The sequence below is a fragment of the Streptomyces sp. NPDC001848 genome (genome assembly GCF_042891915.1).
Lineage (GTDB): Bacteria > Actinomycetota > Actinomycetes > Streptomycetales > Streptomycetaceae > Streptomyces.
Genome location: NZ_JBIATP010000026.1, coordinates 90,489 through 103,647 on the forward strand (window position 1 = coordinate 90,489; position 13,159 = coordinate 103,647).

At 71.1% G+C, this 13,159-nt stretch carries 12 protein-coding genes and 1 pseudogene; 8 read left to right on the forward strand and 5 right to left on the reverse strand.

Features of this window, described 5'->3' with window-relative positions:
* The first annotated feature begins 191 nt into the window (after positions 1–191).
* Positions 192–1,595: a cation:dicarboxylate symporter family transporter gene (locus tag ACFYZJ_RS36410; RefSeq protein ID WP_388575858.1), complete on the forward strand. Its 1,404-nt coding sequence runs from the start codon at positions 192–194 to the stop codon at positions 1,593–1,595.
* Positions 1,596–1,733: 138 nt separating this feature from the next.
* Here the strand turns inward: ACFYZJ_RS36410 and ACFYZJ_RS36415 are convergent, their stop codons facing one another.
* The gene (locus ACFYZJ_RS36415; RefSeq protein WP_388575860.1) at positions 1,734–2,351 is read right to left on the reverse strand and encodes a TetR/AcrR family transcriptional regulator; all 618 of its coding nucleotides are present in this window, start codon (positions 2,349–2,351) and stop codon (positions 1,734–1,736) included.
* Positions 2,352–2,519: 168 nt separating this feature from the next.
* Between ACFYZJ_RS36415 and ACFYZJ_RS36420 the strand changes: the two genes are divergently transcribed.
* The 3 genes and pseudogenes from ACFYZJ_RS36420 to ACFYZJ_RS36430 all read left to right on the forward strand — a co-directional run.
* Positions 2,520–4,199, forward strand: coding sequence for an MFS transporter (locus ACFYZJ_RS36420; protein ID WP_388575863.1), 1,680 nt, complete (start codon positions 2,520–2,522; stop codon positions 4,197–4,199).
* A gap of 105 nt (positions 4,200–4,304) precedes the next feature.
* A complete protein-coding gene (locus ACFYZJ_RS36425) occupies positions 4,305–5,075 on the forward strand; it encodes a DUF2127 domain-containing protein (protein ID WP_388575866.1) in 771 nt (256 codons plus the stop codon).
* A 75-nt stretch (positions 5,076–5,150) separates the two neighbouring features.
* Positions 5,151–6,212 (forward strand): annotated as a pseudogene (locus ACFYZJ_RS36430) (MFS transporter); the annotation flags it as partial.
* On the opposite strand, the gene ACFYZJ_RS36435 reads toward ACFYZJ_RS36430, so the two are convergent.
* Complete coding sequence (locus ACFYZJ_RS36435; RefSeq protein ID WP_388575869.1) at positions 6,133–7,284, reverse strand: serine hydrolase domain-containing protein; 1,152 nt, start codon at positions 7,282–7,284, stop codon at positions 6,133–6,135. The pseudogene ACFYZJ_RS36430 and the gene ACFYZJ_RS36435 sit on opposite strands and share 80 nt — an antisense overlap.
* A 168-nt stretch (positions 7,285–7,452) precedes the next feature.
* Between ACFYZJ_RS36435 and ACFYZJ_RS36440 the strand changes: the two genes are divergently transcribed.
* The 3 genes from ACFYZJ_RS36440 to ACFYZJ_RS36450 all read left to right on the forward strand — a co-directional run bounded on the left by ACFYZJ_RS36440 (position 7,453) and on the right by ACFYZJ_RS36450 (position 10,613).
* Positions 7,453–7,881, forward strand: coding sequence for a MerR family transcriptional regulator (locus ACFYZJ_RS36440; protein WP_388575872.1), 429 nt, complete (start codon positions 7,453–7,455; stop codon positions 7,879–7,881).
* Positions 7,878–8,210, forward strand: coding sequence for a thioredoxin (trxA, locus tag ACFYZJ_RS36445; RefSeq protein WP_388575875.1), 333 nt, complete (start codon positions 7,878–7,880; stop codon positions 8,208–8,210). Before ACFYZJ_RS36440 ends, trxA begins: the two co-directional genes overlap by 4 nt.
* Before the next feature lie 138 nt (positions 8,211–8,348).
* Complete coding sequence (locus ACFYZJ_RS36450; protein WP_388575878.1) at positions 8,349–10,613, forward strand: HelD family protein; 2,265 nt, start codon at positions 8,349–8,351, stop codon at positions 10,611–10,613.
* 565 nt (positions 10,614–11,178) lie between these two features.
* Here the strand turns inward: ACFYZJ_RS36450 and ACFYZJ_RS36455 are convergent.
* On the reverse strand, positions 11,179–11,388 hold the full coding sequence (locus ACFYZJ_RS36455; protein WP_388575881.1) for a DUF397 domain-containing protein: 210 nt from the start codon (positions 11,386–11,388) through the stop codon (positions 11,179–11,181).
* A 133-nt stretch (positions 11,389–11,521) separates the two neighbouring features.
* Between ACFYZJ_RS36455 and ACFYZJ_RS36460 the strand changes: the two genes are divergently transcribed.
* Positions 11,522–12,292, forward strand: a complete 771-nt coding sequence (locus ACFYZJ_RS36460; RefSeq protein ID WP_388575884.1) for a hypothetical protein — start codon at positions 11,522–11,524, stop codon at positions 12,290–12,292.
* Between the two features lie 51 nt (positions 12,293–12,343).
* Here the strand turns inward: ACFYZJ_RS36460 and ACFYZJ_RS36465 are convergent, their stop codons facing one another.
* Positions 12,344–12,610 (reverse strand): recombinase family protein, encoded by a 267-nt coding sequence (locus ACFYZJ_RS36465; RefSeq protein ID WP_388575887.1) that lies wholly within the window; start codon positions 12,608–12,610, stop codon positions 12,344–12,346.
* Positions 12,611–12,703: 93 nt separating this feature from the next.
* On the reverse strand, positions 12,704–13,159 hold a 456-nt coding region (locus ACFYZJ_RS36470; RefSeq protein WP_388575890.1), incomplete at its 5' end, for an alpha amylase C-terminal domain-containing protein.

Consider the following 13,159-nt stretch of genomic DNA (forward strand, 5'->3'; position numbering starts at 1 on the left):
GGTGACCGCCCTCACAAGGCGGGAGATAGTCACCGCAATGCCCGGGAGCGTTCCCCACCTCCCGGACTCCGGGAGTACACCCACCGGATCCCGGGAGTACCTCTCCCGGACCCCGGGAGTACCGCTCCCGCCATCCCCCGGACGTGAGCCGCACGCCGGATGAACCGACGACGTCGTCGAGGAGGGCAGCCGTGGCCAGCACAGCCCGAACGGCACCTGCCGCGCCCGCAGCCAAGCGGGACCGCACCCACTACCTGTACATCGCCGTGATCGTCGCGGTGGCGCTCGGCATCGCCGTGGGCCTGGCCGCCCCCGATGCCGCGGTCCAGCTCAAGCCCCTCGGCACGGGCTTCGTGAACCTGATCAAGATGATGATCTCGCCGATCATCTTCTGCACGATCGTGCTGGGCATCGGTTCGGTACGCAAGGCCGCCAAGGTCGGCGCCGTCGGCGGCATAGCCCTCGGCTACTTCCTGGTGATGTCCCTGGTGGCGCTGACCATCGGCCTGGTGGTGGGCAACGTCCTGCACCCGGGCGAGGGCCTGCACCTGACGAACGCGATCAAGCAGGCGGGCCACGCCCAGGTGTCCTCCGACGCGCTGCCGCCGGTCGACTTCGCGCTCTCGATCATCCCGACGACCTTCGTCTCCGCCTTCACCGGGGGCCAGGTCCTGCAGACCCTGCTCGTCGCGCTCCTCGCGGGGTTCGCGCTGCAGGCGATGGGCCCCGTCGGCACGCCGGTGCTGCGCGGCATCGAGCACATCCAGCGGCTCGTCTTCCGCATCCTCGCCATGGTGATGTGGGCCGCGCCGATCGGCGCCTTCGGCGCCATCGCCGCCGTCGTGGGCTCGTCCGGCCTGGCCGCGCTCAAGAGCCTCGCCGTGCTGATGCTCGGCTTCTACATCACCTGCGTCCTGTTCGTCTTCGTCGTGCTCGGAGCGGTGCTGCGCATCGTCTCGGGCCTGAACATCTTCTCGCTGCTGAAGTACCTGGCCCGTGAGTTCCTGCTGATCCTGTCCACCTCCTCCTCCGAGTCCGCCCTGCCGCGGCTCATCGCGAAGATGGAGCACCTGGGCGTCAGCAAGCCGGTGGTCGGCATCACCGTCCCGACCGGCTACTCCTTCAACCTCGACGGCACCATGATCTACATGACCATGGCGTCGCTCTACATCGCCGACGCGCTGGGCACGCCGATGTCCGTCGGCGAGCAGATCCCGCTGCTGCTCTTCCTCCTCGTCGCCTCCAAGGGCGCGGCGGGTGTCAGCGGCGCCGGCCTCGCCACGCTGGCCGGCGGTCTGCAGTCCCACAAGCCCGCGCTGGTCGACGGTGTCGGCCTGATCGTCGGCATCGACCGCTTCATGAGCGAGGCCCGCGCCCTGACGAACTTCGCGGGCAACGCCGTGGCCACCGTCCTGATCGGCACCTGGACGAAGGAGATCGACAAGGAGCGGGTCCGGCAGGTGCTCGCCGGGCAGCTGCCCTTCGACGAGACCACGCTGCTGGACGAGGGCCGCTCGGCGGTCCCGGCCGACGACGCGGCCGACGACGCCGAGGTGGCAGGTCAGGGCGGCGACAAGGAACTCGCCAAGGCCTGACCCATCGCCCCTCCCCGTACTCCGGACGGCTGAAAGCTCCCCCGTCGCTCAGCCGTCCGGGCTCCACTCCCCAGCCGCCGAGCGGTCAGGCCTCCACCCGTGGGCCTGGCCGCTCGGTCTTCTCCGTTCCGGGTGACCTCAACCGCTCAGCTTCGCCACCAGCTCGCCCGCCCGCGCGGCCGGCACACCCGTCGCGGTGAGCAGCGTGACGGCGGCCGAGCGGCCCGCCTCCCGCGCTGCCAGCAGGCCGTCGTTCACCGCCTCCATCAGCGCGAACAGCATCTGCTCGTGCATATACGCCAGCGCCTGCGGCGGCAGCGGCGAGACGAACACGCCCTGCTCCAGGCCGTGCGCAAGGATCTCCTCACACGTCTTGCGGACCGGTGCCAGCCGGTCGCGGATGCCCTGCATGGTGACGCTGCGCTGGGCCAGCGCGATCAGGATCCGATAGCGGTCGGCGACCTCCCACACGGCCAGTGTCGAGCGGGCCACCGCCTCCGCCGGGTCCGTGACGCCCTCGCGGCCCGCCGCGTGCGCCGCCGCCACCGCCTCCACCGCGCCGTCGACCAGAGTGCTGATCAGCGCCTCACGGCTCGGGAAGTGCCCGTACACCGTGCGCCGTACGACGCCCGCGGCGCGGGCGATCTGGTCCATGGACGCGTCCGGGTCGCGCAGCAACTCGGCCAGCGCGACATCGAGGATGCGGCGGCGGTTTACATCTGCCCGGCTGGCGTTACCCGTGGTCATGGCTGCCATTGTGCACGGCCCGGCGGGGGCGTCCCGTACGCCGCCACAGGGCCTTCACCTCCTCTATTTGCACAGCGCTGTGCAATGTCGTACCTTGCACAGTGTTGTGCAGTTGCACGGTGATGTGCAAGTCGCTGTGCGCCTCATGGGCAATGGAGAAGAGGAAGGCCCGCACCCATGCGTCTCGTCATGAACGAACCGGTCGAGAGGATGGACCGGCCCTACCCCCGCCGCTGGTGGGCACTGCTCGTGCTGTGCCTGAGCCTGCTGATCATCGTGATGGCGAACACCGCTCTCACCGTCGCCGCCCCCGACATGACCCGCGACCTGGGCCTGTCCAGCGCCGACCTGCAGTGGGTCATCGACGGCTACACCGTCCCCTACGCGGCGCTGATGCTGCTCCTCGGCGCGATCGGCGACAAGTACAGCCGGCGCGGGGCGCTCGTCCTCGGGCTCGTCGTCTTCGGCGGCGGCGCCGTCTTCGGCTACCTCGCCGACAGCGCCCCCACCGTCATCGCCGCCCGTGCCGTGATGGGCGTCGGCGCCGCGCTGATCATGCCCGCCACGCTCTCCCTGCTCGCCGCGACCTTCCCGCGCGCCGAACGCGCCAAGGCGATCACCCTGTGGACCGCGACCGCGGGGCTCGCCATCGCGGCCGGACCGGTCGTCGCCGGAGCGCTGCTCAAGGACCACGGCTGGTCCTCGACCTTCCTGATCAACGTGCCGGTCGCGGCCGTGGCGCTCGTCGCCGCCTTCGTCCTGGTCCCGCCGTCCAAGGCAGCCCACCACGAACGGATCGACGTCGTCGGCGGACTGCTGTCGGTGGTCTGGATCGGCTCGCTCGTCTACATGATCATCGAGGGGCCGCACTTCGGCTGGGGCACCAAGGCCGTCACGGCCGCCGTGGTCGCGGGCGTCGGACTCGTGCTCTTCGTCGCCTGGGAGCTGCGCCACCCGCGCCCGGTCCTCGACGTACGCCGCTTCGCCCACCGCCGCTTCGCCGGCTCCAACCTCGCCGTCGCCCTGTTCTTCCTGGCGGTCTTCGGCGCCTTCTACTACCTCACCCAGCACCTGCAGTTCGTCCTCGGCTACGACGCCCTGCAGACCGGTGTGCGCATGTTGCCGCTCGCCGGGGCCGTGTTCGTGGGCTCGGCGCTGACCGGGTTCCTCACGCCGCGCGTCGGCATGAGGATCACCGTGACCGCGGGCATGGTCGGCGGCACGGCGGCGCTCGCGCTGCTCACCCGCGTCGACGCCGGATCCACCTACGGCGACTTCGTGCTGCCCCTGGTGATCCTCGGCCTGGCCATCGGTCTCGCGCTCTCGCCCTGCACCGATGCGATCATGGGCTCGTTCCCGGAGCCCGAGCTGGGCGTGGGCGGCGCCGTCAACGACACCTCCATCGAACTCGGCGGCTCGCTCGGCATCGCCCTCCTCGGCTCGGTGCTCGCCAACTCCTACTCCTCGCACCTCGCCGACGCCACCGCGGGCAGCCGGCTCCCGGCGAACACGCTGGACACCGCGCAGGACTCCGTCGGCGCCGGATACGCGGTGGCCCAGGGCATCGGCGACAAGGCCCGGCAGCTCGCCGAGCAGGCCGCACACGCGGGCAGCCCCCAGCAGGCCGCACAGCTCAAGGCGCAGGCCGACCAGCTCGCGCACGGCGCCCGGCAGATGGCCGACGCGGTCGGCTCGTCCTTCGCGGACGCCGTCGCCCACACCAGCCTGGTCGGCGCGGTGGTCCTCGGCGTCGGCACGGTCCTGGTCGCGGCGCTGCTGCCGCGCAGGGGCCGCCCCGCGCAGCCCGCGGAGGAGCAGGCCGAGGAGCGGGAACTCGTCGCCGCCGAACGCCACTGACCTCGCCGGGAACCCCGCGCCCCGCCCCTACGTCTCGTAGGACATGCACTACCGTGCCGTGCCGGAACGACCGGCACGGCACCCTTATGCGGGAGGCACGGGGGCATGAAGATCGACTGGGACCGGCGCACCTGCGCGCGCCGCGGGCATGTGACCTACGCGCCGGGCGACCCCCGGCTGCGGATCCGGCTGCACGCCCAGACCGCGCTCGGGGACGCGTGGCGCTGCCTGCGCTGCGGCGACTTCGTACTCGGCGAACCACACGGCTCGGGACCGGCCGGCGACGCCCCGCTCGTGCCGCGCGGCAAGGTGCTGCGCGACCTGTTCATCCTGCGCTTCCTCGCGATCGAGCGGGCCGTGCGCGGGGTGTTCATCGTGCTGGTCGCGGTGGCGGTGTGGAAGTTCAGCAACAGCCAGGACGCGGTACGGCAGCTGTTCAACGAGTACCTGGACGTCTTCCGCCCGGTCTTCCGGCACTTCCACTACGACCTCGACCACTCGCCGGTCGTGGGCACCATCCAGAAGACCTTCGGCTACAAGCACTCCACGCTCCTCCTGGTGGCCGGGCTCCTGCTGGCCTACGCGCTGATCGAACTGATCGAGGCGGTCGGCCTCTGGTACGCCAAGCGCTGGGCGGAGTACCTGACGGTCGTCGCCACCGCGGCCTTCCTGCCGCTGGAGGTGTACGAACTCACCGAGCACATCAGCGGCCTGAAGATCGCCACCCTGGTCCTCAACATCCTCGCGGTCCTCTACATCGCCTTCGCCAAACGCCTGTTCGGCCTGCGCGGTGGCCGCAAGGCGTTCGAGGAGGAGCGGCGCAGCGCGTCCCTGCTGGAGGTGGAGGAGTCGGCGGGCGTCCTGCTCACCTCCTGAGCCGTCCCGGTCCCAGCAGGCCCGCCGCCTTCACCGTCCGCAGCACCGGCGCCGACTCCAGCGTGCGGATCGCCGGTCGTCCCGCAGACGGTGGGGCTGATCCGGGCCCTGTTCGACGGGGATGAACTCGCCCGCGCCATGGGCTGGATCGGCCCCGTGATGGGCCTCGCGTCGGTGTGCGGGCCCGTCCTCGGCGGAGTGCTCACCCACGCCGCGTCCTGGCGGGCCGCGTTCCTGGTCAACGTCCCCCTCGGGGTCGGGGTGCTGCTCGCCACCGGGCTGCTGAAGGAGGACCGGTCGCGGCGCCGCCCCCGCCTGGACCTGCTCGGCACGGCGTTGGTGACGGCCGCCGTGGGTCTTGTCACCTACCCGCCGATCCAGGGTGCCGAGCTGCCGCGGTACACCCTGACCTGGGCCGCGGGCCTCGCCCTGGCCGCCCTCTTCGCGCTGCACCAACGGCGCCGTGACCGCCTCGGCCGCAGCCCCCTCGTCGAGCCGGGCCTGTTCACCGACCGGGGCCTCCCGGCTGCACTGCTGACCTTCGTGCTCTTCTTCGCGGTGGTGACTGGCCTCACGCTGGTCGTCGTCGTCCAGCTCCAACTCGGCCCGCGCACCAGCACTCTCACGGCCGGGCTGACCCTGCTGCCCTGGTCGGCCGCGATGGCCGTCTCCTCCTGGACGGCGCGCGCACGGCTCGTACCGAGGTACGGGGTCCGCGTCCTGCACGTGGGTCTCGGCGTGCTGATGACCGGGGTCCTCGGGGCCGTCGCCGTCCACGCCCTCGCCCCCGCCGGCCGCTACCCGTGGCCCCTGCTGCCCGCGCTCGCCGTGTGCGGCCTCGGTCAGGGGCTGTTCGCGGTGCCGTTCTTCACCACGGCGCTGCACCGGGTGCGCCCGCACGAGACCGGCTCGGCGGCCGGGCTCCTCGACGCCGTGCAGCAGCTCGGGTCCACGCTCGGGGTCGCCCTGCTCGGCAGCGTGTTCTTCGCCCGGGGCGCCGGGGCCGCGTTCGGCACGGCGGCCGGGCTGCTGCTGCTCACCGGGGTGACCGCAGGCCTCATGACGCCCCGGCCGCGTACCGCCAGAAGTCGCGCATCAGGGCGGGCGGGGTCGGGCTCTCCATCGCGCGCTGGGTGAGCAGGATCGCGACCGTGCCGGTGGCCGGGACGACGTGGGCGCTGGTGCCGGTGCCACCGACCCAGCCGTAGCGGCCGGGCACGGTCCACGGATCGGAGGCCGTGAGGTCCACCGAGCCGCCGTAGCCCCAGCCCTGCCCCTGGAGGAACAGGGCGGCGCTCGCGCGCTGCTCCGGGGTGAGATGGTCGGTGGTCATCCGGCGCACCGACTCCGGGGACAGCACACGGCGGCCCTCGGGCGTGGTCCCGCCGGCCAGCAGCATGCGGGCGAAGGCCAGCCAATCGGCGGCCGTACCGGCGAGCCCACCCCCGCCGGACGGGAACGCGGGCAGGCTGCTCCAGGCGGCGTCCGGGGTGTCGGCGACCGCCAGGCCGCCCGTGCCGTCGGGGTGGTAGGCGGTGGTGAAACGGTCGCGCTTGGCGGCCGGCACCTCGAAGGCGGTGTCGGTCATGCCCAGCGGCTCCAGGATCCGCTCGGCCAGCACCTCGGGCAGCGGACGGCCGGTCGCCCGGGAGATCAGCACGCTCTGGAGGTCGGAGCAGGTGTGGTACAGCCAGGCCTCGCCCGGCTGGTACAGCAGCGGAAGGCGGGCCAGCTCGGCGACCCAGGTGTCCGGGTCGGGGAGGGCGCCCGGCTCCGCACCGGGCTTCTGCACCTCGAACAGGGCCTTGACCTGGGGCAGCGAGAAATCGGACGGGAAGCCGTACCCCGCGCGGAAGGTCAGCAGGTCCTGCACCGTGATCTGCCGGGAGGCGGGGACCACGTCGTCGAGCGGACCGGCGGGGGTGCGCACCACGGTCGGGTGTGCCAGCTCCGGGAGCCATACGGCGACCGGGGCGTCGAGGGCGAGGGTGCCGTCCTCCACGAGGGTCATGACGGCGGCGGCCACGAGGGGCTTGGTGATCGAGGCGAGGCGGAAGATCGCGTCGGGCGGCATCGGCTCGGCGCCGGTGGCGTCGAGGGAGCCGACCGCCGCGGTCTCCGTACGGCCGTGCCGGTCGACCAGGGCCACCGCGCCCGGCGCCCAGCCCTCGTCGATGTACGTCTTCAGGAGGTGGTGCAGGGTGGTCATGGGTCCGTCCTCCGCCGCCGTCGGGTTCTGCCACGGATGAGACTGCCGGGGCCGGGCGGAGTCATCGGCGCACGCCGGGGGAGTGGCGGGATTTTTTCCGGGGTTCGCGTGACCGTGACCGTCTGCGGCATTGCCCTGACGTCAGCGTCAAGGACTACCGTCACGGACATGCGAATCGGCGAGCTGGCGGCGCGGGCCGGGACCACCACGCGGACCCTGCGGTACTACGAGTCGCGGGGGCTGCTGCCCGCGCGGCGCAGCGGCAACGGGTACCGCACCTACGACGAGCGCGATCTGCGGCTGCTCCAGCAGATCCGCACCCTGCAGGACTTCGGGTTCGACCTGGAGGAGACACGGCCCTTCGTGGAGTGTCTGCGGGCCGGGCACCCGGAGGGCGACTCCTGCCCGGCGTCGCTCGCGGTCTACCGGCGCAGGCTGGACGAACTCGACGCGCTGATCGGGGAGTTGCGGTCGGTGCGGGAGAAGGTCGCCGGACAGCTCGCGCGCGCCGAGCAGGCCCGCGACGAGCTGGCCGTCGACGCGCTGGTTCCGGGAGGTCCGGAACCGCTGTGCGAACTGGGAGGGCGGGAGCGGTGATCAAGGCGGCTGGTGTGGCCGAGGTGACGGACGCCGATTTCGGGGCGGAGGTGCTCGCATCGGATCTGCCGGTGCTGGTGGAGTTCACCGCCGACTGGTGTCCTCCGTGTCGGCAGATGGGGCCGGTGCTCAGCTCCCTGGCCTCGGAGGAGGGTGACCGGCTCAAGGTGGTCCAACTGGATGTGGACACCAACCCCGAGACGACGAACGCCTACAAGGTGCTGTCGATGCCCACCTTCATGGTCTTCCGGAACGGCGAGCCCGTGAAGGCGATGGTGGGGGCGCGGCCCAAGCGGCGGCTGCTGGAGGAGCTGTCCGACGTGCTGTGACGCCCGCCCGTACGGCGAAAATCCCCCGAGTAATTGCGCTCGGGGGATTTTCGTGCGTATATTCAATGGTTCGCGACATGAAATGCGTCGAGTCGCGAAGAAGTTCAGTGAGCAGAGTATATCCGGGCGGGAGCTGAATTGTCAAACACCGAATTTCCGGACGATGAATTGCGGCACGAGCAGGAATTCATCGACGGGTTGTACGCGCGGGTGGACGCGCTGCGCGGCGACACCGAGGCCTCCGTCACGGACGCGCTGGCCCAGGGTGACAAGCCCATGCAGGCCCGCCTCGAGCGGGACATCCTGGTCGCCGAACGCTCGGGCCTGCTGGCCGCGCTGAACGCCGTGGACGGCTCGCTGTGCTTCGGCCGTATCGACCTCACCTCCGGGACGAGCCACCACATCGGCCGTATCGGGCTGCGCGCCGACGACCCCGAGCGCACCCCGATCCTGATCGACTGGCGGGCGGAAGTGGCCCGCCCCTTCTACCTGGCCACCGGGCACACCCCGATGGGCCTGCGCCGGCGCCGGCACATCTCCACCGAGGGGCGCCGGGTCACCGCCCTGCACGACGAGCACCTCGACGTCGCCGACCGCGAACGCACCGGCCACGAGGACCCCGCCGGCGACGACGTGCTGCTCTCCGCCCTCAACGCGGCCCGCACCGGACGCATGGCCGACATCGTGCGGACCATCCAGGCCGACCAGGACCGCATCATCCGCGCACCCCACCGGGGCGTGCTGGTGGTGGAAGGCGGCCCGGGCACCGGCAAGACGGCCGTCGCCCTGCACCGCGCGGCCTACCTCCTGTACGAACACCGGGAGCTGCTCGCCCGCCGCGCCGTCCTCATCGTCGGCCCGAACCCGGCGTTCCTCGGATACATCGGCGAGGTGCTGCCCTCCCTCGGTGAGACCGGCGTGCTGCTCTCCACGGTCGGCGAGCTGTTCCCCGGGGTGAAGGCCACCGCCACCGACACGCCCCAGGCGGCAGCCGTGAAGGGCCGCGCCGAGATGGCCGACGTGCTCGCACGGGTCGTCGCCGACCGGCAGGCGCTGCCCGACCCGGTCATCGCCATCGAGCACGACCGGGACGTCCTGCTGCTCGACGACGGGCTCGCGAACGTGGCCCGGGAACGCACCCGCGCCGCGAAACTGCCGCACAACGTGGCGCGCGAGCACTTCGAGGGCCACATCCTCAACACGCTGACGGACATGGTCGCCGAACGCATCGGCACCGACCCTTACGACGGCTCCAACCTCCTCGACGCCGGCGACATCACCCAGATCCGCGACGAACTGGCGGAGAACCCGGAAGTGTGGTCCGCGATCGACCAGTTGTGGCCGCGGCTGACCCCGCAGCGGCTGGTCGCCGACTTTCTCGCCGCCCCGGAGGGCTACGTCTCCGACGAGGACGCCGCCGCCATCCGCCGCCCGGTCACCCGCGCCTGGACCACCGCCGACATCCCGCTGCTCGACGAGGCGGCCGAACTCCTCGGCGAGGACGACCGGGTGGCCCGCGCCCGCGCCGAACGCGAGCGCGAGGCGCAGGTGTCGTACGCGCAGGGCGTCCTGGACGTGTCGTACGCCTCCCGGACGTACGAGTTCGAGGACAAGGAGGACAGTGACCCCGACGCCTCGGAGGTGCTGTCCGCGCACGACATCATCGACGCCGAGCGGTTCGCCGAGCGGCAGGAGGAGGCCGACCACCGCAGCGCCGCCGAGCGCGCCGCGGCCGACCGCACCTGGGCGTTCGGGCACATCATCGTGGACGAGGCACAGGAACTGTCGCCGATGGCCTGGCGGCTGCTGATGCGGCGCTGCCCGACCCGCTCGATGACGCTGGTCGGGGACCCGGTGCAGACGTCCGAGGCCGGCGGGGTCGGTTCGTGGTCGAAGATCCTCGCGCCCTATGTGGAGGACCGCTGGGAGCACACGCGTCTCGGCGTGAACTACCGCACGCCCGCCGAGATCATGGAGGTCGCGGCGGCCGTGGTCCGGGCGGAGCACCCCGACTTCGAACCGCCGAGTTCGGTGCGGTCGACGGGCGTACGGCCGTGGGTGCGCCGCGCGGTGGACGACCTGCCCGGGGAGGTCGCGAAGGCGGCTGCGGAGCTCACCCCCGCCGAGGGCCGGCTGGCGGTCATCGCCCCGCGTGAGCTGCACCGGGCGCTGGCCGCGCGGATCGACGGGGTGACCGCGGGCGGTGAACCGGACCTGACCCGGACCGTGGTCCTGCTCGACCCGCGCCAGGCCAAGGGCCTGGAGTTCGACTCCGTCCTGGTGGTCGAGCCGGGGCGCTACGGCACGAGCGACCTGTACGTGGCGCTGACGCGGGCGACGCAGCGGCTGGGGATCGTGTACGGCGGGGAGTTGCCGAAGCCGCTGGCGGGCCTGCGGAGCTGATGTTCGACGGCGGGTGAGCGGGCCGTGCGGGACCCCCGCTCCGCAAACGCCGGAGGGGCTGATTTTCCAGCCCCGGCCGGCGACAACCAGCCCGTCCGGCGTTCGAGGACGAGGCCGTTCAGGCGGAAGCGGGGGGCTGGGGGTGGTGCACCTTCCTCAGGGTGGATAGCCCCTGACCTGCGGAAACGGTCGGATTTCCAGGGTACGGCCTGCGCTCGGCTGCCTGAAATCCAGATGCAAGTTTGCCTGTGCCGTGACCGTTCCGTGACTGCGGAGCATGTTCGGCCGACACAGAGAGGCGCCCCAACTGCGTGCCTTGCTCGCGCAGTTGGGGCGCCATACCCGTCCGGACGGGGGCACCAGGACGGGCGTCTAGCGGCGCAGCTCCCGGGATTCGACCAGCCTGCGCAGTGCAGGGCTCAGGGTCGGCCGGTACCCAGGACAGGGGCGCTCACGGGGCAGCGGCCAGGCGTGCCGGCACGACAGGCACCACAGCACCCCGGAACGCTCCGGGTCGGGCACTGCGCTGCCGCCGCACTGCGGACACTGCCCCATGAGGGACCCCCTACGCCGTCACGTCGAATTCGCCCAGCTTGGCACCGGCCAGGAAGTCAGTCCACTCGCCCGACGTGAACTCCACCGTGTCACCGGTGGCGGAGTTGCGGACTGCCACCCTGCCGGGAACGTTCGTCGCGATTTCGACACAGCGGGGGTCGTTGTTGTTGTAGGTGCACGCCGTCGACGTGCGGAATTCAAACTTGCGGACTGCCATCATGTGCTTATCCCTTCGCCCTAATGCTGCGGGGAATCGGTCCCAGCGCCGTTGTGCTGCCGGTCTGCGCCTCGCCGACGACGTCCTGGCAGGCGGAGACCTGATCGGTCCTGCGCTGCGTGAGCTGAAATCTGCGGTGAAGCTCTACCGCGAGGGAAGTCACACAGAGGAAGTTGGACGCGCACTGCTCTCACAGATTGGCGAGCTGGCACAGATTGCCGGATGGATTGCCTCTGACGCTGGGCGCCATGAGGAAGCCGAACGCATTTACAAGCTGGGCATCAGCGCTGCCCAGCAAGCGGAAGACAGGACTCTGGTCGGCAACCTTGCCGGATCGCTCGCCTACCAATACAGCAATACAGGGCAGGAGCGGGAAGGATTGTTGCTTGCCTGCGCTGCGCTCGACCAGGCAGGCAACGACGCGCCGCCGAAAGCGCGGGCGCTTTACCTTGACCGTGTCGCCTGGGCGCACACCAAAACGAATGAGGCGCAGCCTGCAATGCGCGCCCTGGGCGAGGCATCCGAAGCTTTGGCCGAAGACGGCGAGGGGCGCGAGTCGCCCCAATATCTGTACTGGGTTGAGGCGGGCGAATTGCAAGTGATGGAATCGCGCGTTTATACGGAGCTGAAGCGCCCATTGCGCGCCGTGCCACTCCTGCGTGACGTACTCGCCCGGTACGACGCTACGCATACGCGGGAACTGGCTTTGTATCTGTCTTGGCTGGCCGTAGCACTGGCCGATGCGAACGAACCGGAGGAAGCGGCAGCAACGGCGCAACGCGTCATGACGCTTTCCGCTGATGTGGCGAGCGAGCGCACGGCAGAGCGCGTAAAGGTGGTCCTGCGCAGGCTTGAGGAATACCGCGACGTCCCAGAAGTGCGTGAGGTGCTCGACGAGGCGGCATAGGCACATTCCTCGCAAAGCAAAAAAGCCCCTCCAGGCCCGCCGTGGCGAAGCCTAACCTCGAACTTTCGTGATGAGCCGCCTGAAGTCGTCGCGCTCCTTGGTGGCGAACATGGACGCGCTCTTGTCGTTGTCCACGTACGGCTCACCCAAGGTGATGCCGTGGTCCGTCGTGGCTCTTGCGTTGTCGTCGTGCTGCTCGCTCACTGACCGCTGGCGCCCCGAGCTGTCCTGCGACACACGCAGGTATTCACGGCCTGTGAGTGTGCTCGGGGCGACGGGTGCGGCGGTCAGGGTGGCGTTCGCGCTGTTGAAAGGCATGGCAGCAGCATGCACAACCACCCTCACCTAAGAAGTTGCACCGGGCGCAGCCCCCAGGGACGGGAAGGGCAGGGGCGGCGGGGGCGGAAACCCTCAGGCCGGGCGGAGCCAGACGGTGGCCAAGGGCGGCAGCGCCAGGCGCAGGCTGGCCGCGTGACCGTGCCACGGCGTCGGCTCCGGTTTGACCGGGTCCGCGTTGCGGACGTCACTGCCCCCGTACGCCGCCGCGTCCGTGTTCAACGCCTCGTGCCAGGCGGGGACGTCGTCGGGGACGCCCAGCCGGTAGTCGTGGCGGACCACCGGGGAGAAGTTCGACACCGCCAGCAACGGGGCGCCCTCCTCGTCGTACCGCAGGAACGCCAGCACGTTGTCCTCGGCCGCGTCCCCCACCACCCAGCGGAAGCCGGAGGGTTCGGTGTCGTGCTGCCACAGGGCCGGGGTGGAGCGGTACACGGTGTTGAGGTCGCGGACCAGGTCCCGCACGCCCCGGTGGTCCGCCGCCGCCCCGTACTCCGGGGCCAGCAGCCACCAGTCCGGGCCGTGCGCCTC

Excerpts from the sequence above, each read along its gene's own strand:
- ACFYZJ_RS36415 (WP_388575860.1), bottom strand. The coding sequence starts at position 2,351 with ATGGCAGCCATGACCACGGGTAACGCCAGCCGGGCAGATGTAAACCGC.
- ACFYZJ_RS36420 (WP_388575863.1), top strand. The coding sequence starts at position 2,520 with ATGCGTCTCGTCATGAACGAACCGGTCGAGAGGATGGACCGGCCCTAC.
- ACFYZJ_RS36425 (WP_388575866.1), top strand. The coding sequence starts at position 4,305 with ATGAAGATCGACTGGGACCGGCGCACCTGCGCGCGCCGCGGGCATGTG.
- ACFYZJ_RS36435 (WP_388575869.1), bottom strand. The coding sequence starts at position 7,284 with ATGACCACCCTGCACCACCTCCTGAAGACGTACATCGACGAGGGCTGG.
- ACFYZJ_RS36440 (WP_388575872.1), top strand. The coding sequence starts at position 7,453 with ATGCGAATCGGCGAGCTGGCGGCGCGGGCCGGGACCACCACGCGGACC.
- ACFYZJ_RS36455 (WP_388575881.1), bottom strand. The coding sequence starts at position 11,388 with ATGATGGCAGTCCGCAAGTTTGAATTCCGCACGTCGACGGCGTGCACC.
- ACFYZJ_RS36465 (WP_388575887.1), bottom strand. The coding sequence starts at position 12,610 with ATGCCTTTCAACAGCGCGAACGCCACCCTGACCGCCGCACCCGTCGCC.